This window comes from Luteimonas sp. e5, from assembly GCF_054031035.1.
The window spans coordinates 274078-295085 of record NZ_JBSTRX010000001.1; the positions used below are offsets into that span (position 1 = coordinate 274078).

A 21008-nucleotide genomic window follows, 5' to 3' on the forward strand; every position below is an offset into this window, starting at 1 on the left:
GTGCTCGCAAGCTCCATCCGTACCCGCATCAAGTTCTGCGGATTCACCCGTGCCGGTGACGTGCGCATGGCCTGCGAACTGGGCGTGGACGCGGTCGGCCTGGTGTTTGCCAAGGGCAGCCCGCGGCGCTTGCAGGTCGAGGAGGCACGCGCGTTGCGCCAGGCGATCGGTCCGCTGGTCAACATGGTGGCCCTGTTTTCCGACAACCCGCCGGGCGAGGTGCGCGAGATCGTGCGCCTGCTGCGTCCTTCGGTGCTTCAGTTCCATGGCGACGAAGAGGACAGTTTCTGCCGCAGCTTCGGCCTGCCGTACATCAAGGCGATCGCGATGGGCGATCCCGCGCAGCACGATGGGCACGGCCTGCATGCGCGCTATCCGCACGCGGCGGCGTTCCTGTTCGATGGCCATGTCGCCGGCGGCAGTGGTGGCAGCGGGCAACGCTTTGACTGGAGCCGACTGCCCGCGCAAAGCACCAAGCCGGTCATGGTCGCCGGTGGACTGGACAGCGGCAACGTGTTCGATCTGATCACTTCGCGCATGCCGTGGGCAGTGGACGTGGCCTCCGGCATCGAATCGGCCCCGGGGGTGAAGGATGGCGATAAAATGCGTGCCTTCGTTGCCGAGGTGCACCGTGCCGATTGCGAAAATGAACATGAGTCCGGATACCGCTGGCCGCGTCCCGGCGACTGCGGCTGAGGACATCGCCGACTTCCACGCATGGCCGGATGCGGATGGTCGTTTCGGCCGCTTCGGTGGCCGCTTCGTCGCCGAAACCCTGATGGTGCCGCTGCAGCAGCTGGCTGCGGCCTATGACGAAGCACGCCGCGATCCGGACTTCATCGCCGCGTTCGAGCACGACCTCAAGCATTACGTCGGGCGTCCGAGCCCGATCTATTTCGCCGAGCGGCTGAGCCGTGAAGTCGGCGGCGCGCGCATCCTGCTCAAGCGCGAGGACCTCAACCACACCGGCGCACACAAGATCAACAACACCATCGGCCAGGCACTGCTTGCCAGCCGCATGGGCAAGCGTCGCATCATCGCCGAGACCGGGGCCGGCCAGCATGGCGTGGCCAGTGCCACCGTGGCCGCGCGCCTGGGGCTCGAGTGCGTGGTGTACATGGGCGCGACCGACATCGCCAGGCAACGTGCCAACGTGTGGCGGATGAAGCTGCTCGGTGCCGAGGTGGTGCCGGTGAGCGCGGGCTCGGCCACGCTCAAGGATGCCCTGAACGAAGCCATGCGCGACTGGGTGACCAACGTCGAGGATACCTTCTACATCATCGGCACCGTGGCCGGCCCGGACCCGTACCCGCGCATGGTGCGTGATTTCAACGCGGTGGTCGGGCGCGAGGCGCGCGCGCAGATGCTGGCCGAGCACGGCCGTCTGCCCGACGCGGTGACCGCCTGCGTCGGCGGCGGCAGCAACGCCATCGGCATCTTCCATGCCTTCCTCAATGATCGCGAGGTGCGCCTGGTGGGCGCCGAGGCGGCGGGCGAGGGCATGCACGGTGAGCGCCATGCGGCCTCGTTGTCGGCGGGGCGCCCGGGCGTGCTGCACGGCAACCGCACCTATGTGCTGTGCGACGAGGATGGCCAGATCAGCCAGACGCATTCGATCAGCGCCGGTCTGGACTATCCGGGCGTGGGCCCGGAGCACGCCTTCCTCAAGGACACCGGGCGCGCCGAATACCGCGGTGTCACCGACGAGGAAGCCCTGGATGCGTTCCATCGCCTGGCACGCAGCGAAGGCATCCTCGCCGCGCTCGAGTCCAGCCATGCGCTGGCACAGGCGATCAAGCTCGCGCGCGAATTGCCGGCGGACGCACTGGTGCTGTGCAACCTCTCCGGCCGCGGCGACAAGGACGTGCACACCATCGCCGAGCGCGAGGGCATCGAGCTGTGAGCCTGCACACGCATTTGCCGACGTCTGCCCGCGGGGGGCTGGCATGAAGCGGATCCAGCAGCGTTTCGCCGGGTTGCGCGAAGCCGGGCGCAAGGCCCTGATTCCCTTCATCACCGCCGGCGAGCCGACGCTGGATGCAACGGTGGCGGTGATGCATGCGGCCGTGGAAGCCGGTTGCGATGCGCTGGAGCTGGGCGTGCCGTTTTCCGACCCGATGGCCGACGGCCCGGTCATCCAGCAGGCTTCGGAGCGTGCCATCGCCCGTGGTGGCGGCATCGCCCATGCATTGGCCTGCGTGCGCGAGTTCCGCGAACGCGACGCCGATACTCCGGTGGTACTGATGGGCTATCTCAACCCGATCGAAGTCCGTGGCCCCGAGGCGTTCGCCGCTGAGGCGGTCGCCTGCGGCGTGGACGGCATGCTGCTGGTCGATCTGCCGCCGGAAGAAGCCGCGGACTACCGCCGTGCGTTCTCCGCGCACGGCCTGGCGCTGATCTGGCTGGTGTCGCCGACCACCGATGCCGCGCGCCTGTCGCGCCTGGCCGAGGTGGCCGAGGGCTATCTCTACTACGTCAACTACGCCGGCGTGACCGGGGCCGATCGCCTGGATACCGGCGATGCCGGCGCACGCCTCGCGGAATTGCGTGCACGCATGTCGGTGCCGGTGGTGGCCGGCTTCGGTATCCGCGACGCGGCCAGTGCCGCGACATTGGCCGCGCAGGCCGACGGCGTGGTGGTCGGCAGCGCGCTGATGGCCGAGCTGGCGCCGGCGATTGACGCCGCCGGCGCCGCCGCACGCGCCGGTGCCTTCCTCGCGCCGTTGCGTACCGCACTGGACGGTGGCGACGGGGCGGTGGGCTAAACTGCTGCGCTGAATCCGACTCTCGGGCACCCCATGTCCTGGTTGAAGAAACTCACTTCCTCGCGCATCCGCACCGAAGGCGCCGGCGAACGCAAACGCAACGTTCCCGAGGGCCTGTGGGAGAAGTGCGACCGCTGCAGTGCGGTGCTGTACCGGCCCGAACTGGTGGAGAACCTGGAGGTCTGCCCGAAGTGCGGCTTCCACATGCCGATCCGTGCGCGCGCGCGGCTGGATGCGTTTCTCGATGCCGGCCGGCGCAAGGAAATCGGTGCCAGGCTGGGCCCGGTCGACGTGCTCAAGTTCCGCGATCAGAAGAAGTACGTGGACCGCATCCGCGCCGCGCAGAAGGCCACCGGCGAGCGTGATGCGCTGATCACCTTGGAAGGCGCACTCAAGGGCCGGCCGATCGTCGCCAGTGCCTTCGACTTCGCCTACATGGGCGGGTCGATGGGCTCGGTGGTCGGCGAGCGCTTCAGCCTCGGCGTCGAGCGCGCGGTGGAAATCGGCTCGCCGTTCGTGTGTTTCGCCGCCAGTGGCGGTGCGCGCATGCAGGAAAGCCTGTTCTCGCTGATGCAGATGGCCAAGACCTCGGCCGCGCTCGGGCGCTTGCGTGCCCGCGGGCTGCCGTACATCTCGGTGCTGACCCACCCGACTACCGGTGGCGTATCCGCCAGCTTCGCCATGCTTGGCGACATCAACATCGCCGAGCCGGAGGCGCTGATCGGCTTCGCCGGGCCGCGGGTGATCGAGCAGACCGTGCGCGAGAAGTTGCCGGAAGGCTTCCAGCGCAGCGAGTTCCTGCTTGAACACGGCGCGATCGACCAGATCTGCGACCGCCGTGAACTGCGCGATCGCATCGCCGAGTTGTGTGCGCTGATGCTCAAGCTGCCGCCGCCGCCGCAAGACACCGAACTGGTGGCCTGAAGCCGGCATTGCCTGCGGTCGCAGCGTCGATCGCCGGCTTCCGGCACCGCATGCGGTGCCGTGCGTACTCCATTCCCTCATTCCGAGTCTCATCATGCGCAAATATTTCGGTACCGATGGCATCCGCGGGCGGGTCGGCGTGGCGCCGATCTCGGCGGATTTCGTGCTGCGCCTGGGCAATGCTTACGGCCATGCCTTGCGCGAGCGCCGTGGCGTGGCCTGGCGCAAGCCGATGGTGGTGATCGGCAAGGACACGCGCATCTCCAATTACATGTTCGAGGCGGCGCTGGAGGCCGGGTTGACCGCGGCCGGGGTCGACGTGCAGCTGATGGGGCCGATGCCCACGCCGGCGGTGGCGCATCTGACCCGTTCGATGCGCGCCGATGGCGGCATCGTGATTTCCGCCTCGCACAACCCGCACCATGACAATGGCATCAAGTTCTTCTCCGCCGAAGGCAGGAAGCTCGATGACGAGGCCGAGCTGGCGATCGAAGCGGCATTGGAACAGCCGTTCCGTACCGTGGATTCGGAATTGCTCGGCCGCGCGCTGCGCGTGCGCGATACCTTGGGTCGCTATGTCGAGGCCTGCAAGAACTCGGTGCCCAAGGGCTTCGACCTCGACGGTCTGCACGTCGTTGTCGATTGCGCCAACGGGGCCAATTACCAGCTCGGCCCGCTGGTGCTGCGCGAGCTCGGCGCCAAGGTGGAAGCCATCGGCGTCGAGCCCAACGGCCTCAACATCAATGACGGCGTGGGCTCGACCCACCCGCAGGCGCTGGCGGCCGAAGTGGTCAAGCGCGGCGCGGCGCTGGGCATCGCCTTCGATGGCGATGGCGACCGCGTGCTGTTCGTCGATGCCGAGGGGCAGGTGCGCGATGGCGATGACCTGATCTACCTGCTGGCACTGGACTGGCAGCAAAGCGGACGCCTGCGCGGGCCGGTGGTGGGCACGCTGATGACCAATTACGGGTTGGAAAAGGCGCTGGCCGAGGCCGGCATCGAGTTCCTGCGCGCCAAGGTCGGTGACCGTTACGTGCACCGCATGCTGCAGGAGCGGGAGGGCGTGCTCGGCGGCGAAGCCTCCGGCCACCTGCTGTGCCTGGACCGCACCAGCACCGGCGACGGCATCATGGCCGCGTTGCAGGTGCTGGAAGTGCTGCACCGACGTGGCATCGGCCTTGCCGAAGGGCTTGCCGGCATGCACAAGCTGCCGCAACAGACGATCAACGTGCGCGTGGATGATGCCGCGAAGGTGGTCGACTCCGCGGCGGTGCAGGCCGCGCTGGCCGAGGCACAGGCGCAGGTCGCAGGCCGTGGCCGCGCGTTCCTGCGCCCCTCCGGTACCGAGCCGGTGGTGCGGGTCACCGTCGAGGCCGATGACGAGGCACTGATGCAGCAGACCCTGGACGCGCTGAGCGCCGTGGTGCGCGAGGCGGCCTGAGCATCCGGCCGGCGGCCATCGGCGGGCTTCCTGAGGCGCGGCGGCCTACAATAAGCGGCTGACCACGCCGCCTGTCCGCCTGCCATGAGCCGCATCCCGACCCTCGATATCCGCCGCTTCAACCAGCCGACCAGCGCGTCCGATCGCGCCGCCTTCGTCGATGAACTGGCGGCGACCTATCGCGAGTGGGGCTTTGCCGGCATCCGCGGACATGGCATCGAGGATGCCGTGGTGGATGCGGCCTACGACAGCTTCCAGGCCTTCTTCGCGTTGCCCGAAGCCGACAAGCGGCGCTACCACCTGCCCGGGTTGGGCGGTGCGCGCGGCTATACCCCGTTCGGCATCGAGACCGCCAAGGGCGCACAGCATCATGACCTCAAGGAGTTCTGGCACATCGGCCGCGAGATCCCGCGCGACCATCCGCAGGCGGCGGTGATGCCGGCCAACGTGTGGCCGCAGGAAGTGCCGGCGTTCCGCGAGAACGGCCTCGCGCTGTATCGCGCGCTGGATGCGCTCGGCTCGCAGGTGCTCTCGGCGCTGGCGCTGTCGCTCGGTCTGGCCGAGGACTGGTTCGCCGACAAGACCGATTACGGCAACTCCATCCTGCGCCCGATCCATTACCCGCCGATCACCACGCCGGACATTCCCAACGTGCGCGCCGGCGCTCACGAGGACATCAACCTGATCACCTTGCTGGTCGGGGCCAGCGCCGCCGGCCTGGAAGTGCTCTCGCGCAAGGGCGAGTGGGTGCCATACACCGCGGAGGAGGGCACCATCGTGGTCAACATCGGCGACATGCTGCAGCGCCTGACCAACCACGTGTACCCCTCGACCACCCACCGGGTGACCAACCCGCCGGGCGACGAGGCGCGCCAGCCGCGTTATTCGACCCCGTTCTTCCTGCACCCCAACCCGGATTTCGTGATCGACGTGCTGCCGCAGTGCATCGACGCCGAGCATCCGCTGCGCTACCCGCAGCCGATCACCGCGCAGGCCTACCTCGAGGAGCGGCTGCGCGAGATCAAGCTGGCCTGAGGGCCACCCCTTTCCAACCCGACACGCCGCCCCCGGGCGCGCTGCGAAACACGGAGAATCGACATGCGCAACAAGATCGCCGCCGGCAACTGGAAAATGAATGGCAGCCGCGAGTTCGCCGGCGAGCTGCTGGCCGGACTGCAGCCGCCGCCGGCCGGGCAGGGCGTGCAGATGCTGGTGTTCCCGCCGATGGCCTATCTTGCCGAACTGATCCGCGTGCATGGCGACTCGGGCATCGGCTTCGGCGCACAGGACGTCAGCGAGCACGCGTCCGGAGCTTACACGGGTGAAGTCTCCGCGCAGATGCTGGCCGACATCGGTGCCAGCCACGTGTTGGTCGGTCATTCCGAGCGTCGTCAGTACCACGGCGAAAGCAGCGCCCAGGTTGCGCGCAAATTCAAGGCTGCACGCGAAGCCGGCCTGGTGCCGGTGCTGTGCGTGGGCGAAACCCTTGCCGAGCGCGAGGCCGGGCAGACGGAAAGCTGCATCCGGGCGCAGGTCGACGCGGTGTTCGAGCTGCTTGGCGCGCAGGCGTTCGAGGGCGCGGTGATCGCCTACGAGCCGGTATGGGCGATCGGCACCGGCAAGACCGCGAGCCCGGACCAGGCGCAGCAGGTGCATGCCTTCATCCGTAGCCAGGCGGCTGCACACGATGCTAAAATGGCTGATTCGCTGCCGATCCTTTACGGCGGCAGCGTGAAGGCCGACAACGCCGCCGAGCTGTTCGCGCAGCCCGACGTCGATGGCGGCCTGGTTGGCGGCGCATCGCTGACCGCAGCCGAATTCAACGCCATCGCCAACGCGGCGCTGGCATCACGGAACTGACCATGTCGTTACTCTGGGCTCTCAACATCCTCTACGTGCTGCTTGCACTGGCGATGATCATCCTGATCCTGATGCAGCGCGGTGCCGGCGCGCAGGCCGGCTCGGGCTTCGGTGGCGGTGCCTCGGGCACCGTGTTCGGCGCACGTGGCGCATCGAACTTCCTGTCCAAGTCCACCAAGTGGCTGGCCATCGCCTTCTTCGTGCTCAGCATCGGCATGGCGTGGATGCACATGCGCGCGGCCAGCAACGCGCAGCAGGGCGTCGACCTCGGCGTGATGGCCGGGGCCGCGGATGCACAGCCGCAAGTGCCGGCCGCACCGGCAGTGCCCGAGATTCCTTCGGCCCCGGCCGCACAGCCGGTACCTTCCATGGCGCCAGCCGAGCCGCAGGCTGCGCCGCAGGCGGGCCAAGAGGAGCGATAAGGACTACAATGCAACACCTTCCATCGCGCGGTTGCGATGGATGAGAAATTGCCCAGGTGGCGGAATTGGTAGACGCACTACCTTGAGGTGGTAGCGGCTTCGGTCGTGGGGGTTCGAGTCCCCCCTTGGGCACCATACGCGCACCGGGCCTGACAGGCCCGGTTGCACAATACAGCCACGCCGCGTCCCTCCGCGGCATAGCCGACGAGACTGCACGTGCTGGCCGAATACCTGCCGACCCTGCTGTTTTTGATCGTTGCCACCGGAATCGGCATTGCGCTGATCGTGATCGGCAACCTGGTGGGCCCGAAGAAGCCCAGCGCCGAGAAACTTTCGCCTTACGAGTGCGGCTTCCTCCCGTTCGAGGACGCACGCATGCAGTTCGACGTGCGCTATTACCTGATCGCCATCCAGTTCATCATTTTCGATCTGGAAATCATCTTCATCGTGCCCTGGACCCAGGTGTTCATGGACATCGGCGCACGCAGCCTGGTGACCATGGGCCTGTTCGTGGGCATGTTGTTCCTGGGCTTCATCTACGTCTGGAAGAGGGGGGCGCTCGAATGGGAGTGAGCCACACGCCATTCTTCAACCCGCTGCCCGAAGGGCGGCTGGATGACCTGTTGCGGCCGGAGGGCGACAACCCGGTGATGCAGCAGGGCTTCGTCACCACCAGCATGGACGCATTGTGGAACTGGGCGCGCACCGGCTCGATGTGGCCGATGACCTTCGGCCTGGCCTGCTGTGCGGTGGAGATGATGCATGCCGGCGCCGCGCGCTTGGACATGGACCGCTTCGGCGTCGTGTTCCGTCCCTCGCCGCGGCAGTCGGACGTGATGATCGTCGCCGGCACCCTGGTCAACAAGATGGCCCCGGCACTGCGCAAGGTGTACGACCAGATGCCCGACCCCAAGTGGGTGATCTCGATGGGCAGCTGCGCCAATGGCGGCGGCTACTACCATTATTCCTATGCGGTGGTGCGCGGCTGCGACCGCGTGGTGCCGGTGGACGTGTACGTGCCCGGCTGCCCGCCGACCGCCGAGGCGCTGGCTTACGGCATCCTGCAGCTGCAGAAGAAGATCCGTCGCGCCACCGTGTTCGGCAAGAAGGACGAAGGCCGCCAGGCCCTCGCCGCCCATTCCTGAGTGCTGTCCATGAACCAGAGTGCAGCGAATTTCGCCGACGAACTGCGTGCCCGTTTTCCGGCTTGCAGCGTGGACGTGGCCGCCGCGCGCGGCGAAGTGACCATCGAGGCGCCCGCCGGCAGCTGGCGCGAAGTCGCGCTGGCCCTGCGTGACGAATTCGGCTTCGAACAACTGATCGACGTCTGCGGCGTCGACTACCTTGGTTATGGCAGCGACGAGTGGGATACCGAAGTGTCCTCGCAGGGCTTCAGCCGCGGCGTCGAAGGGCGTGGCCCCGGCCGCTTCAAGTGGGGCGAGGCGATGACCGAACAGGCCGCGCAGCCGTTGGCCAGCGAAGCCGTGGCCGCGGTGCCGGGCCGTCGTTTCGCCGCAGTCGCCCACCTGTTGTCGATCGCGCGCAACCGGCGCCTGCGCCTGCGCGAATTCTGCGCCGACGACAGCCTGCCGCAAGTCGATTCGCTGACTCCGGTATGGGCCGGTGCGGATTGGTTCGAGCGCGAGGCGTTCGATCTCTACGGCATCGTGTTCCGTGGCCACCCCGACCTGCGTCGCATCCTCACCGACTACGGTTTCGTCGGTCACCCCTTCCGCAAGGATTTCCCGCTGATCGGCAACGTCGAAGTGCACTACGACGTCGCCCGCGAGCGCGTGGTGTATGGCCCGGTGACCTCGGTCGAGCCGCGCGTGGGCGTGCCGCGCGTGGTGCGCGAGGACTCGCGCCTGGAAACCGCGCGCGGTGAATCCGCCGAGATGCGTCAAGGAGGCAAGGCATGAGTGCACCCGACCTGCTGCAGCCGCCGCACGATGGCAAGCTGTTCGCCAGCAACCCCGGCGAAGCGCGCCAGGAAATCCGCAACTACACCATGAACTTCGGCCCGCAGCACCCGGCCGCGCATGGCGTGCTGCGCCTGATCCTGGAGATGGACGGCGAAATCGTCACCCGTGCCGACCCGCATGTGGGCCTGCTGCACCGTGGCACGGAAAAGCTGGCCGAATCCAAGCCGTTCAACCAGTCGATCGGCTACATGGACCGGCTCGACTACGTCTCGATGATGTGCAACGAGCACGCCTACGTGCTGGCGATCGAGAAGCTGCTCGGGATCGAGGCGCCGGAACGCGCGCAGTGGATCCGCACCATGTTCGACGAGATCACGCGCATCCTCAACCACCTGATGTGGCTGGGTTCCAACGGCCTCGACCTCGGCGCGATGGCGGTGTTCCTGTACGCCTTCCGCGAGCGCGAGGAGCTGATGGACGTGTACGAGGCGGTGTCCGGCGCACGCATGCACGCGGCCTACTACCGCCCCGGTGGCGTGTACCGCGATCTGCCCGAGCGCATGCCGCAGTACCGCGAGTCGAAGTGGCGCAAGGGCGACAAGCTCAAGCGCTTCAACGCCTGGCGCGAAGGCTCGATGCTGGACTACCTCGACGCGTTCTGCGACGACTTCCCCAAGCGCATCGACGAGTACGAAGTCCTGCTCACCGACAACCGCATCTGGAAGCAGCGCACCGTCGACATCGGCATCGTCACCCCGGAGCAGGCACTGGCCTGGGGCATGAGCGGGCCGATGCTGCGTGGCTCGGGCATCGAGTGGGACCTGCGCAAGACGCAGCCCTATGCGAAGTACGCCGAGGTCGATTTCGACATCGCGGTCGGCGTCAATGGCGACTGCTACGACCGCTACCTGGTGCGCGTGGCCGAGATGCGCCAGTCCACCCGCATCATCAAGCAGTGCGTGAAGTGGCTGCGTGCCAACCCCGGCCCGGTGATGCTGGACAACCACAAGGTGTCGCCGCCTTCGCGCGAAGAGATGAAGGACGACATGGAAGCCCTCATCCACCACTTCAAGCTGTTCTCCGAAGGCTATGCGGTGCCCCCCGGCGAGACCTATGCCGCAGTGGAAGCGCCCAAGGGCGAATTCGGCTGCTATCTGATCAGCGATGGTGCCAACAAGCCGTTCCGCTGCAAGTTGCGCGCCCCGGGCTTTGCCCACCTGTCTTCGATGGATGCCATCGTGCGCGGCCACATGCTGTCCGACGTGGCCGCGATGATCGGGACCTACGACATCGTCTTTGGTGAAATCGACCGATGAAAGCCACCGGAAACTTCGAAAACACGCGCAACGTCCATCCGATGGCCGTGCTGTCGGACGCCACCCGTGCGCATATCGATCATTGGGTTGCCAAGTTCCCGCCGGACCGCAAGCGCTCGGCGGTGATCCAGGGCCTGTTCGCCGCGCAGGAGCAGAACGGCGGCTGGCTGTCGGACGAGATCATCGCCGCGGTGGCGCGTTATCTCGGCTTGCCCCCGGTGTGGGCCTATGAAGTGGCCACCTTCTACAGCATGTTCCAGACGCAGGAGGTGGGCCGTCACAACGTTGCCTTCTGCACCAACATCAGCTGCTGGCTCAATGGGGCCGACAAGCTGGTGCAGCATGCCGAGCAGCGGCTTGGCGTGAAGCTGGGCGAATCCACCGCGGATGGCCGCGTCTACCTCAAGCGCGAAGAAGAATGCGTGGCCGCCTGCTGCGGCGCGCCGGTGGCCATCGTCAATGGCCACTACCACGAGAAGCTCACGATCGAAAAGGTCGATGAACTGCTGGACGGGTTGAAGTGACGATGTCTGAACACCGCGACTATTCCCAGGGTTACGGCCCGGTCGGCCCGGCGCCGGCCGAGCACAACGTGGTCTACACCACGCTGCATTTCGACAAGCCCTGGTCCTACGAGAACTACCTCAAGACCGGCGGTTATGCCGCACTGCGCAAAGTGCTGGAGGAGAAGATCCCGCCGGCCGACGTGATCGAGATGGTCAAGGCCTCGGGCCTGCGTGGCCGTGGCGGCGCGGGCTTCCCGACCGGGTTGAAGTGGAGCTTCATGCCCAAGGGCGATATGCAGAAGTACATCCTGTGCAACTCGGACGAATCCGAGCCGGGCACCTGCAAGGATCGCGACATCCTGCGCTACAACCCGCATGCGGTGCTGGAGGGCATGGCCATCGCCTGCTATGCCACCGGCAGCACCGTGGCCTACAACTACATGCGCGGCGAGTTCCACCACGAGCCGTTCGAACACATGGAAGAAGCGCTGGCCGAAGCCTACAGGCACGGCTGGCTGGGCAAGAACATCCTCGGCAGCGGCGTGGACATCGACATCCACAACGCGCTGGGCGCCGGTGCCTACATCTGCGGCGAGGAAACCGCATTGATGGAATCGCTGGAAGGCAAGAAGGGCCAGCCACGCTTCAAGCCGCCGTTCCCGGCCAACTTCGGCCTGTTCGGCAAGCCGACCACCATCAACAACACTGAAACCTATGCCTCGGTGCCGGCGATCATCCGCAACGGTGCGGAGTGGTTCGCCAACCTCGGCATCCCCAACAACGGCGGGGCCAAGGTGTTCTCGGTGTCGGGTCACGTGAACACGCCGGGCAATTACGAGATCCGCCTCGGCACGCCGTTCGCCGACCTGCTGCAGCTGGCCGGTGGCGTGCGTGACGGCAACAAGTTGAAGGCGGTGATCCCGGGTGGTTCCTCGATGAAGGTGCTGCCGGCCGAGATCATGATGGCCTGCACCATGGACTACGACAGCATCGGCAAGGCCGGCTCCGGCCTCGGCTCGGGTGCGGTGATCGTGATGGACGAGACCACCTGCATGGTCCGCGCCTGCCGCCGCATCGCCCGTTTCTACTGGCAGGAAAGCTGCGGCCAGTGCACTCCGTGCCGCGAGGGCACCGGCTGGATGCACCGCATGCTCGACCGCATCTGCCGTTTCGAAGCGACCGTGGACGACCTCGAGATGCTGCGCAACGCGGCCGGCCAGATCGAGGGCCACACCATCTGCGCGTTCGGCGAGGCCGCGGCGTGGCCGGTGCAGGGCTTCCTGCACCACTTCTGGGACGAGTTCGAATACGCCATCGTCAACAAGCGTTTCCTCGTCGATGACATCCGCGAAGGCCGCGTGGCCGGCGAGGTGGCGGCATGAGCGCACAACCGGTGAACCCGAACCTTCCACCCGACCACGTCACCGTGTTCATCGACGGTGTCGAACTGGCCGCGCCGAAGAACTCGATGATCATCCAGGCCGCCGACAAGGCCGGCATCCCGATCCCGCGCTTCTGCTACCACGAGAAGCTTTCGCTCGCCGCCAGCTGCCGCATGTGTCTGGTCGAGGCGGAGATGGGCGGGCGCATGAGCCCGAAGCCGCTGCCGGCCTGCGCGACCCCGGTCAGCGACGGCATGAAGGTGTTCACGCAAAGCGACAAGGCGCTCAAGGCGCAGCGCAACGTGATGGAGTTCCTGCTGATCAACCACCCGCTGGACTGCCCGATCTGCGACCAGGGCGGCGAGTGCGAGTTGCAGGACGTGTCGATCGGCTACGGCCGCTCGGTCAGCCGTTTCGTCGAACGCAAGCGCGTGGTGGCCGACGAGGACATCGGTCCGCTGGTGGCCACCGAGATGACCCGTTGCATCCACTGCACGCGTTGCGTCCGCTTCACCGACGAGATCGCCGGCACCCACGAGCTGGGTGGCATGTGGCGTGGCGAGAACCTGCAGATCGGCACCTATGACGGCAAGCCGCTGACCACCGAGCTTTCCGGCAACGTGATCGACGTGTGTCCGGTGGGCGCGCTGACCAACAAGGTGTTCCAGTTCAAGGCGCGCCCCTGGGAACTGGTGGCGCGGCCGTCGCTGGGCTTCCATGATGCGCTCGGCAGCAACCTGTTCCACCACGCCCGCCGTGGCGAGGTGCTGCGCAGCGTTCCGCGCGACAACGAGATGGTCAACGAATGCTGGCTTTCCGACCGCGACCGCTACGCGCATCAGGGCATGTATGCCGATGATCGTGCGCGCGTGCCGATGATCCGCGTGGGCGAGGGCAATGAAGCCTCCGCGTTCCGCGAAGCCTCCTGGGACGAGGCACTGGCACGCGCTGCGGAAATCCTGCGCGACAACGCCGGCGATGCGCTCGGCATGCTGGTGCACCCGGCCACCTCGAACGAGGAAGGCGCATTGCTGGCGCGGCTGGCCGATGCGCTGGGCAGCGGCAACCTCGACCACCGCCTGAGCCAGCACGACGTCTCCGACCGTGCCGCCGCCGAAGCCTTCGGCGTCAGCGTCGAGGACATCGAGCATGCCGAAGTGGTGGTGATCCTGGGTTGCCACCTGCGCCATGAAGTGCCGCTGTTGCACCATCGCGTGCGCCAGGCCTGGCAGCGTGGCGCGCGCGTGTACATGGTCAATCCGGTCGACTTCGATGTTGCCTTCGATGTCGCCGGCAAGTCGATCGTGCCGCCGGCGCAGCTGGCGACGGCGCTGACCGAACTCGACATCGGCGAGGCCGAGCGTGCGCTGCTGATCGTCGGCGGCGTGGCCGAGAATGGCGTGCACGCCGCGACGATCCGCAAGGCCGCCGCCGATTTCGCCGCACGCAGCGGCGCACGCGTATGCCGCATCCCGCAGGGTGCCAACGCGTTGGGTCTCAGCCGCCTCGGCGTGCTGCCCAGTCAGCGCCCGACCCAGGACATGCTGCGCGAGGCGCGCAAGGCCTACGTGATCTACGGCATCGAGCCGGGTCTGGACTTTGCCGACCCGGGCGTCGCCATGCGCGCGCTGGCCGGTGCACGCACCGTCGCGTTCAGCCATTACGCCTGCCGCTCCACGCGCGCGGTGGCCGAAGTGATCCTGCCGATCGGCCTGCTGCCGGAAATCGAGGCCACGCTGACCAACCTCGACGGCCGCGAGCAGCAGACCCAGGCCGCCGGCAAGCTGCCGGGCGAAGCACGCGAGGGCTGGAAGGTGCTGCGCGCACTGGGCGCGGCGCTGTTCGCCGAGGGCTTCGATTTCATCGATCTCGCCGGCCTGCGCGGCTCGATTCGTCCGCGCGAGGTCGAAGTGCGCGCGGGCAATCTTGCCGCTGCAGGTGCCCCGGGGCTGGAGCTGGCGGTGTCGCAGGCGATCTATCGCACCGACGGTACCGTGCGCCGCGCCGCGGCCCTGCAGGCGCATCCGCTGAACGTCGGCCCGCGCGCCACGCTGCACCCGCAGACCGCGGCGTCGGCGGGCCTGGCCGGGGGGGCGATGGGCAAGTTCTCGACTGCCGCGGGCACCGCGACCTTGCCGGTGGTGCTCAGTGAGCAGGTGGCGCCGGGCGTGGTCTGGGTCGAATCCGGCCATGGCGCCACCGCGCCGCTGGCCGCCAGCCGGGTGGAGGCGAAGTCGGCATGAATGCGATGATCGACGCCATGCGTGAATGGTTCCTGCAGCTGGGTGATGCCGGCGCGGTGTTGTGGATCGTGGTCAAGATCCTCGCGATCGCGATGCCGGTGATCATCACCGTGGCCTTCTACGTGGTCTGGGAACGCAAGCTGATCGGCTGGATGCATGCGCGCCACGGGCCGATGTACGTGGGCCTGGGTGTGTTCCAGGCGTTTGCCGACGTGTTCAAGCTGCTGTTCAAGGAAGTGGTGCAGCCCAGCGCGGCCAGCAAGTTCCTGTACATCCTCGCGCCGCTGATCGTGCTGGCGCCCTCGTTCGCGGCCTGGGCAGTGGTGCCATTCGGTGCGCAGACCGTGCTGTCCAATGCCAACGTCGGCCTGATCTACCTGCTGGCGATGGTTTCGCTCGGCGTGTACGGCGTGATCCTCGCCGGCTGGGCCAGCAACTCCAAGTACGCCTTCCTCGGCGCGATGCGTTCGGCCTCGCAGGTGGTCAGCTACGAAATCGCCATGGGCTTTGCCCTGGTCGGGGTGATGATCGCTTCGGGCAGCCTCAACCTGACCGAGATCGTGATGGCGCAGGCCGGCAACAAGGGCTTCTTCGAGTGGTTCTGGCTGCCGCTGTTGCCGCTGTTCGTGATCTACTTCGTCTCCGGCGTGGCCGAAACCAACCGCTCGCCGTTCGACGTGGTCGAGGGTGAATCGGAAATCGTCGCCGGTCACATGGTCGAGTATTCCGGCTCGCAGTTCGCGCTGTTCTTCCTTGCCGAATACGCCAACATGATCCTGGTGAGCTTCCTCACCGCGCTGTTCTTCCTCGGTGGCTGGCTCTCGCCGCTGCAGGGCTGGCTTGATCTCGGTGACGTGCACTGGCTGGTCAACTGGATCTGGCAGGGCGGCTGGCCGTGGCTGTTCGCCAAGGTGTTCTTCTTCATGAGCTGCTTCATCTGGTCGCGCGCCACCTTCCCGCGCTACCGCTATGACCAGATCATGCGCCTGGGCTGGAAGGTGTTCATCCCGATCGCCATCGTGTGGATCGCGGTGACCACGTTGATGGTGTTCTACGGCGTGTTCGAAAGGGGAGTGGTGGGCTGATGGGACGGATCACCGGCTATTTCAGGAGCCTGATGCTGCTCGAGTTGATCAGCGGCCTTTGGCTGACCTTCAAGTACATGCTGCGGCCCAAGTACACCGTGATGTACCCGATGGAGAAGATCCCGCAGTCGCCGCGCTTCCGCGGCATCCATGCGCTGCGTCGCTATCCCAATGGCGAGGAGCGCTGCATCGCGTGCAAGCTGTGCGAGGCGGTGTGCCCGGCGCTGGCCATCACCATCGATTCGGAGCGTCGCGAGGACGGCACGCGCCGTACCACGCGCTACGAGATCGACCTGTTCAAGTGCATCTTCTGCGGTTTCTGCGAGGAATCCTGCCCGGTGGATTCGATCGTCGAGACGCATGTGCACGAATACCACTTCGACCGGCGCGGGCAGAACATCCTGACCAAGCCGACCCTGCTGGCGATCGGCGACCGGCTTGAAGCCGAGATCGCCGAGCGCCGCGCCGCCGACGCGCCGTATCGCTGAGGACACCATGGATTCCGTGATCACCTTCGCCTTCTACGCGTTCGCCGCCATGGCCGTGATGGCCGCGGTCGGCGTCATCAGCGTGAAGAACCCGGTGCACGCCGCATTGCTGCTGGTGCTGACCTTCTTCTCCATCGCCTGTACCTGGATCATCGCCGGGGCCGAGTTCCTCGGCGTGGCATTGATCCTGGTCTACGTCGGTGCGGTGATGGTGCTGTTCCTGTTCGTGGTGATGATGCTCGATGTCGATACCGCGCCGATGCGCGAGGGCTTCGTGCGCTATCTGCCGGTCGGCCTCCTGGTCGCGGTGGTGATGCTGGTCGAGATCCTGGCGCTGATCGGCATCAAGTCGCGGATGGCCGGCTTCGGCCCGGACATCGTCGATCAGACCGCTGGCCTGGGCAACACCAAGTGGCTGGCGAACACGCTGTACACCAAGTTCCTGCTGCCGTTCGAGCTGGCCGCGGTGATCCTCACCGTGGCGGTGATCGCGGCGGTGATGCTCACCCTGCGCCGGCGCGAGGGCGTCAAGCACCAGAGCCCGGCGCAGCAGAGCCGGGTGCGGGCGCAAGACCGCCTGCGCATGGTCAAGATGGATGCGGTGCGCCCCGCGCCCGCCGCCGACGAGGAGGCACCCTGATGTTCGACGTACCCGTTGGCCTGGGCCATTACCTCGCGCTGGGCGCAGTGCTGTTCTGCATCAGCGTCGCCGGCATCTTCCTCAACCGCAAGAACGTGATCATCCTGCTGATGTCGATCGAGCTCATGCTGCTCTCGGTCAACGTCAACTTCGTCGCGTTCTCGCGCCACATGGTCGACCCGGCCGGGCAGATCTTCGTGTTCTTCATCCTCACCGTGGCCGCTGCCGAAGCCGCCATCGGCCTCGCGATCCTGGTGGCGCTGTTCCGCAGCCGCCGCACCATCGAGGTGATGAAGCTCGACACCCTGAAGGGCTGACCCCGATCCGCCGCCTTCCTCATCGGAAGGCGCTGGACAGCGGCCCGACATCCACCATCCACAACGGCGTCACCCACCGGCAAGACGGCGAAAACCGAAATGACCCTATCCACCACCCAACTCCTCATCATCGTCCTGGCTCCACTGCTGGGCTCGGTCATTGCCGGGCTGTTCGGCCGCCAGGTCGGGCGTGCCGGGGCACACAGCGTGACCATCGCCGGCGTGGCGGTCAGCTTCGTGCTGTCCGCGCACGTGCTGTGGCAGCTGGTGGGGCAGGGCGCGGATACCTACAACCAGAACCTCTACACCTGGTTCGAGGTGGGTGACTACTCGGCGCATGTCGGCTTCCTGGTGGACAAGCTGACCGCGATGATGATGGTGGTGGTCACCCTGGTTTCGCTGCTGGTGCATGTCTACACCATCGGCTACATGGCCGACGATCCGGGCTACCAGCGCTTCTTCAGCTACATCTCGCTGTTCACCTTCAGCATGCTGATGCTGGTGATGAGCAACAACTTCCTGCAGCTGTTCTTCGGCTGGGAAGCGGTGGGCGTGGTGTCCTATCTGCTGATCGGTTTCTGGTACAAGCGACCCAGCGCGATCTTCGCCAACCTCAAGGCGTTCCTGGTCAACCGCGTCGGCGACTTCGGCTTCCTGATCGGCATCGCCGCGGTGGTGTTCTGGTTCGGTTCGCTGGACTATGCCAGCGTGTTCGCCGATCGCGGCCTGCTCGAGGGGCAGACCGTGGCCGGCACCGGCTGGAGCGCGGCGACCTTCATCTGCATCGCGCTGTTCATCGGCGCCATGGGCAAGTCCGCGCAGGTGCCGCTGCACGTGTGGCTGCCCGACTCGATGGAAGGCCCGACGCCGATTTCGGCGCTGATCCACGCCGCGACCATGGTCACCGCCGGCATCTTCATGGTGGCGCGGATGTCGCCGCTGTTCGAACTGTCGCTGACGGCGCTCAATTTCGTGTTGTTCATCGGTGCCACCACCGCCTTCTTCACCGGCCTGATCGGCATGGTGCAGAACGACATCAAGCGCGTGGTCGCGTACTCGACGCTGTCGCAGCTGGGCTACATGACGGTGGCGCTGGGCGTGTCGGCCTATTCGGCCGCGGTCTATCACCTTATGACCCATGCCTTCTTCAAGGCGCTGCTGTTCCTTGCCGCCGGCTCGGTGATCATCGGCATGCACCACGAGCAGGACATGCGCAAGATGGGTGGCCTGCGCAAGTACATGCCGATCACCTTCTGGACTTCGCTGCTCGGCACCTTGGCGCTGGTCGCCACTCCGCTGTTCAGCGGCTACTACTCCAAGGACGCGATCATCCTCGCCGCCGGCGCGCACGCTCGCGAAGCAGGCGGCTTCATCGCCAACTACGGCTACTGGGCGGTGTTGCTGGGCGCCTTCGTCACCAGCTTCTACAGCTTCCGCCTGCTGTACCTGACCTTCTTCGGCAAGGAGCGCTTCCGTGACGTGGAGCCGCAGGCCGATGCCCATGGCCATGGTGCACACGAGCCGCACGAGTCGCCGTGGGTGGTGACCGTGCCGCTGGTGCTGCTGGCGATCCCCTCGGTGCTGATCGGCCTGTTCACCGCCGGGCCGATGCTGTTCGGCACCGACTGGCGCGGGCAGGTGCAGCAGCCGGGCTTCTTCGATGGCGCGATCTTCGTCGAGCCGGCGCGCGATGTGCTGGCGCGCATCGCCGCGGCCGACTGGCATGGGCCGTTCGCCTTCGCCCTGCACGCGCTGGTCGCGCCGGCGTTCTGGCTGACCGTGGCCGGTTTCGCGCTCGCCACCGTGATGTACGTGCTGCGGCCCGAATTGCCGGCCAAGGTGGCGCAGACCCTGCGCCTGCCGATCCGCGTGCTGGAGGAAAAGTACGGCTTCGACAAGCTGTGGATCGACGGCTTTGCCGGTGGCAGCGTGCTGCTCGGCAAGCTGTTCCGCTGGTTCGATTCGACCGTGATCGATCGCGGCGTGGTGGATGGCAGCGCCGGTGTGGTCGGCGTGGTCGCCGCCACCGTGCGCCGGATCCAGAACGGACGCCTGTACAGCTACGCCTTCGCCATGATCATCGGCCTGATCGTGTTGCTGGCCTACCTGATCAGGGCATGGACATGAGGCGCGACACGACCATGATTGCCCGCTGCGATAAGAGAGGATTCGACCTGTGAGCCAGTTGCCTTTGCTCAGCCTGCTGATCTGGCTGCCCATCCTGGGCGGCGCGGCGCTGCTCGCCCTGGGCCGGATGCCGGCCAACACCGCGCGTTGGGGTGGCCTGGCGATATCGCTGCTGGTGCTGGTGTTGTCGCTGGGCCTGATCAGCGGCTTCGACGCCGCCAACCCGGGCATGCAATTCGTCGAAAACACGCCGTGGATCGCGGCCTGGGACATCTTCTACCACCTGGGTGCGGACGGCATTTCCATCGCCCTGATCCTGCTCACCACCATCACCACGGTGCTGGTGCTGCTGGGTGCCTGGGGTTCGGTGGACGAGCGCGTCAACCAGTACTACGCGGCGATGCTGATCCTCGAGGGCCTGATGGTCGGCGTGTTCGCGGCGATGGACGCGTTGCTGTTCTACGTGTTCTTCGAAGGCATGCTGATCCCGATGATGATCATCATCGGCGTGTGGGGCGGCCCGCGCCGGGTGTATGCCTCGATCAAGTTCTTCCTCTACACCTTCCTCGGCTCGGTGTTCATGCTGGTCGGGCTGGTCTACCTGTATCTCAAGGAAGGCAGCTGGCAGCTGGCGGATCTTGCCTCCGCGCCGCTGTCGATGACCGAGCAGACGTGGCTGTTCTTCGCCTTCCTGATCGCGTTCGCGGTCAAGGTGCCGATGTTCCCGGTGCACACCTGGTTGCCGGATGCGCACGTGGAAGCGCCGACCGGTGGTTCGGTGGTGCTGGCCGCGATCATGCTGAAGATCGGTGGCTACGGTTTCCTGCGCTTCAACCTGCCGATCGTGCCCGATGCCAGCCACGAATTCGCCTGGGTGGTGATCGCGCTGTCGTTGGTGGCGATCATCTACATCGGCCTGGTGGCGCTGGTGCAGGACGACATGAAGAAGCTGATCGCCTATTCGTCGATCGCACACATGGGTTTCGTCACCATGGGCGTGTTCATCGCCATCGGCCTGATCCGTGACGGTGGCCATGCCGATGCCGCGCGCCTGGGCCTGCAGGGTGCGATGGTGCAGATGGTGTCGCACGGCTTCATTTCCGGCGCGATGTTCTCCTGCGTCGGCGTGCTCTACGACCGCATGCACACGCGCATGATCCGTGACTACGGCGGGGTGGTGACCACCATGCCGTGGTTCGCTGCGCTGTTCGTGCTGTTCGCCTTCGCCAACTCCGGCCTGCCGGGTACCAGTGGCTTTGTCGGCGAATTCATGGTGGTGATCTCCAGCTTCCGCTACAGCCCGTGGCTGGCGATCCTGGTCGCCACCACGCTGATCACCGGTGCCGCCTACAGCCTGTGGCTGACCAAGCGCATCATCTGGGGCGAGGTGCGCAACCCGCAGGTCGCCACGCTCAAGGACGTCAATGCCCGCGAAGGGCTGGTCCTGGCCGCATTCGCCGTCGGCGTGTTGCTGATCGGCGTCTGGCCCAAGCCGCTCACCGACCTGATGGAACCGTCCATCGCGCAACTGGCGCAGACCATCGCCACCAGCAAGCTTTCCGGACCGTAA

21 protein-coding genes and 1 tRNA gene are annotated in these 21008 nt (G+C 66.4%); all 22 read left to right on the forward strand.

The window, feature by feature from the left end; all coding sequences use genetic code 11:
* Positions 1–696, forward strand: a complete 696-nt coding sequence (locus tag ACW11F_RS01385; protein WP_456995859.1) for a phosphoribosylanthranilate isomerase — start codon at positions 1–3, stop codon at positions 694–696.
* Entirely contained in the window at positions 653–1903 is a 1251-nt protein-coding gene (trpB, locus tag ACW11F_RS01390; protein ID WP_456995860.1) for a tryptophan synthase subunit beta, read from the forward strand. Before ACW11F_RS01385 ends, trpB begins: the two co-directional genes overlap by 44 nt.
* A 43-nt stretch (positions 1904–1946) precedes the next feature.
* The gene (gene trpA, locus ACW11F_RS01395) at positions 1947–2765 is read left to right on the forward strand and encodes a tryptophan synthase subunit alpha (RefSeq protein ID WP_456995138.1); all 819 of its coding nucleotides are present in this window, start codon (positions 1947–1949) and stop codon (positions 2763–2765) included.
* A gap of 33 nt (positions 2766–2798) precedes the next feature.
* Complete coding sequence (gene accD / locus ACW11F_RS01400; protein ID WP_456995140.1) at positions 2799–3689, forward strand: acetyl-CoA carboxylase, carboxyltransferase subunit beta; 891 nt, start codon at positions 2799–2801, stop codon at positions 3687–3689.
* Positions 3690–3783: 94 nt separating this feature from the next.
* Complete coding sequence (gene glmM / locus ACW11F_RS01405) at positions 3784–5130, forward strand: phosphoglucosamine mutase (protein WP_456995141.1); 1347 nt, start codon at positions 3784–3786, stop codon at positions 5128–5130.
* 84 nt (positions 5131–5214) lie between these two features.
* Positions 5215–6165: an isopenicillin N synthase family dioxygenase gene (locus tag ACW11F_RS01410; protein ID WP_456995142.1), complete on the forward strand. Its 951-nt coding sequence runs from the start codon at positions 5215–5217 to the stop codon at positions 6163–6165.
* 63 nt (positions 6166–6228) lie between these two features.
* A complete protein-coding gene (gene tpiA, locus ACW11F_RS01415; RefSeq protein ID WP_456995143.1) occupies positions 6229–6990 on the forward strand; it encodes a triose-phosphate isomerase in 762 nt (253 codons plus the stop codon).
* A 2-nt stretch (positions 6991–6992) separates the two neighbouring features.
* Positions 6993–7412, forward strand: coding sequence for a preprotein translocase subunit SecG (gene secG / locus ACW11F_RS01420; protein WP_456995144.1), 420 nt, complete (start codon positions 6993–6995; stop codon positions 7410–7412).
* Positions 7413–7462: 50 nt separating this feature from the next.
* Positions 7463–7547 (forward strand) — tRNA-Leu (locus ACW11F_RS01425).
* A gap of 81 nt (positions 7548–7628) precedes the next feature.
* The gene (locus ACW11F_RS01430) at positions 7629–7985 is read left to right on the forward strand and encodes an NADH-quinone oxidoreductase subunit A (RefSeq protein ID WP_456995145.1); all 357 of its coding nucleotides are present in this window, start codon (positions 7629–7631) and stop codon (positions 7983–7985) included.
* The gene (locus tag ACW11F_RS01435; RefSeq protein WP_456995146.1) at positions 7976–8557 is read left to right on the forward strand and encodes a NuoB/complex I 20 kDa subunit family protein; all 582 of its coding nucleotides are present in this window, start codon (positions 7976–7978) and stop codon (positions 8555–8557) included. The genes ACW11F_RS01430 and ACW11F_RS01435 overlap by 10 nt, the downstream gene beginning before the upstream one ends.
* A 9-nt stretch (positions 8558–8566) precedes the next feature.
* Complete coding sequence (locus ACW11F_RS01440) at positions 8567–9331, forward strand: NADH-quinone oxidoreductase subunit C (RefSeq protein ID WP_456995147.1); 765 nt, start codon at positions 8567–8569, stop codon at positions 9329–9331.
* Entirely contained in the window at positions 9328–10650 is a 1323-nt protein-coding gene (locus ACW11F_RS01445) for an NADH-quinone oxidoreductase subunit D (RefSeq protein WP_456995148.1), read from the forward strand. The genes ACW11F_RS01440 and ACW11F_RS01445 overlap by 4 nt, the downstream gene beginning before the upstream one ends.
* Positions 10647–11174: an NADH-quinone oxidoreductase subunit NuoE gene (gene nuoE, locus ACW11F_RS01450; RefSeq protein ID WP_456995149.1), complete on the forward strand. Its 528-nt coding sequence runs from the start codon at positions 10647–10649 to the stop codon at positions 11172–11174. The genes ACW11F_RS01445 and nuoE overlap by 4 nt, the downstream gene beginning before the upstream one ends.
* A gap of 2 nt (positions 11175–11176) precedes the next feature.
* The gene (gene nuoF / locus ACW11F_RS01455; RefSeq protein ID WP_456995150.1) at positions 11177–12538 is read left to right on the forward strand and encodes an NADH-quinone oxidoreductase subunit NuoF; all 1362 of its coding nucleotides are present in this window, start codon (positions 11177–11179) and stop codon (positions 12536–12538) included.
* Positions 12535–14781: an NADH-quinone oxidoreductase subunit NuoG gene (gene nuoG / locus ACW11F_RS01460; protein WP_456995151.1), complete on the forward strand. Its 2247-nt coding sequence runs from the start codon at positions 12535–12537 to the stop codon at positions 14779–14781. The genes nuoF and nuoG overlap by 4 nt, the downstream gene beginning before the upstream one ends.
* A complete protein-coding gene (gene nuoH / locus ACW11F_RS01465; RefSeq protein WP_456995152.1) occupies positions 14778–15866 on the forward strand; it encodes an NADH-quinone oxidoreductase subunit NuoH in 1089 nt (362 codons plus the stop codon). Before nuoG ends, nuoH begins: the two co-directional genes overlap by 4 nt.
* Positions 15866–16354 carry an NADH-quinone oxidoreductase subunit NuoI gene (nuoI, locus tag ACW11F_RS01470; RefSeq protein WP_456995153.1) on the forward strand — a complete coding sequence of 163 codons (489 nt, stop codon included), beginning with the start codon at positions 15866–15868 and terminating at the stop codon, positions 16352–16354. Before nuoH ends, nuoI begins: the two co-directional genes overlap by 1 nt.
* A gap of 7 nt (positions 16355–16361) precedes the next feature.
* Positions 16362–16994 (forward strand): NADH-quinone oxidoreductase subunit J, encoded by a 633-nt coding sequence (locus tag ACW11F_RS01475; protein WP_456995154.1) that lies wholly within the window; start codon positions 16362–16364, stop codon positions 16992–16994.
* A complete protein-coding gene (gene nuoK, locus ACW11F_RS01480) occupies positions 16994–17311 on the forward strand; it encodes an NADH-quinone oxidoreductase subunit NuoK (protein ID WP_456995155.1) in 318 nt (105 codons plus the stop codon). Before ACW11F_RS01475 ends, nuoK begins: the two co-directional genes overlap by 1 nt.
* 99 nt (positions 17312–17410) lie before the next feature.
* On the forward strand, positions 17411–19438 hold the full coding sequence (nuoL, locus tag ACW11F_RS01485; protein WP_456995156.1) for an NADH-quinone oxidoreductase subunit L: 2028 nt from the start codon (positions 17411–17413) through the stop codon (positions 19436–19438).
* 49 nt (positions 19439–19487) lie between these two features.
* The gene (locus ACW11F_RS01490) at positions 19488–21008 is read left to right on the forward strand and encodes an NADH-quinone oxidoreductase subunit M (protein ID WP_456995157.1); all 1521 of its coding nucleotides are present in this window, start codon (positions 19488–19490) and stop codon (positions 21006–21008) included.